This window comes from Clostridium frigoris (assembly GCF_018861865.1).
GTDB classification, from domain to species: domain Bacteria; phylum Bacillota; class Clostridia; order Clostridiales; family Clostridiaceae; genus Clostridium_AD; species Clostridium_AD frigoris.
Genome location: NZ_JAHLDV010000141.1, coordinates 1 through 1,041, shown reverse-complemented (window position 1 = coordinate 1,041; position 1,041 = coordinate 1). Strand labels below are relative to the sequence as shown.

Here is a 1,041-nt window from a genome sequence, read left to right as displayed (position 1 = left end):
AGTCGTAACAAGGTAGCCGTAGGAGAACCTGCGGCTGGATCACCTCCTTTCTAGGGAGTAGATATAGAGACTTCGGTCTTTATAATAGAAGAATTTAATTATTCTTCAAAATATCTATTGTAATTACTCGTTCTTATTTCTCTGTTTAATTTTGAGAGACTAATTATATTGACTCTTAGGAGTTAATTAATAGTTTTTCTTAAAATGTTTTAATAATGGGGGTATAGCTCAGCTGGGAGAGCACCTGCCTTGCACGCAGGGGGTCAAGAGTTCGATTCTCTTTACCTCCACCATTAAATGGGCCTATAGCTCAGCTGGTTAGAGCGCACGCCTGATAAGCGTGAGGTCGATGGTTCGAGTCCATCTAGGCCCACCATTTATGTTCTTTGAAAATTGCACAGTAATAAAGTTGTTTTAAATAGATTTAGAACTATGATGCATGGATTGTAAAATTCAGGTGGGTAGTTATAAGTTAATTTATTACGATTTCGCAAAATTAATATTAAGTAACAAGACGTCTATGTAAATAGACAGAATCAAAGGTCAAGCTACAAAGGGCGCATGGCGAATGCCTTGGCACTAGGAGCCGAAGAAGGACGCGTTAAGCTGCGATAAGCTTTGGGTAGGCGCAAATAGCCTGTGATCCAAAGATTTCCGAATGGGGGAACCCACATAGTAACAACTATGTACTGCATACTGAATAAATAGGTATGCAGAGGTAGACCCGGGGAACTGAAACATCTAAGTACCCGGAGGAAGAGAAAGAAATATCGATTTCCTAAGTAGCGGCGAGCGAAAGGGAATGAGCCCAAACCTAAGTCTTTGACTTAGGGGTTGAGGATAGATCATAAATACTGTAATTCTTTAATTGAAGATAGCTGGAAAGCTGCTCCGCAGAAGGTAATAGGCCTGTAAATGAAAAGGAAGAACAGTCAGATCTAATCCAGAGTACCACGAGACACGTGAAACCTTGTGGGAAGCTGGGAGGACCACCTCCCAAGGCTAAATACTACCTAGTGACCGATAGTGAAGAAGTACCGT

General features: G+C 41.2%; 2 tRNA genes and 2 rRNA genes. All 4 read left to right on the top strand.

The annotated features are described in order from the left end of the window. Positions 1-50, top strand: a 16S ribosomal RNA gene (locus tag KPL37_RS19485); the annotation flags it as partial. A gap of 167 nt (positions 51-217) precedes the next feature. Beyond that, a tRNA-Ala gene (locus KPL37_RS19480) sits at positions 218-293 on the top strand. Between the two features lie 6 nt (positions 294-299). Then, a tRNA-Ile gene (locus KPL37_RS19475) sits at positions 300-376 on the top strand. Between the two features lie 165 nt (positions 377-541). Beyond that, a 23S ribosomal RNA gene (locus KPL37_RS19470) occupies positions 542-1,041 on the top strand; the annotation flags it as partial.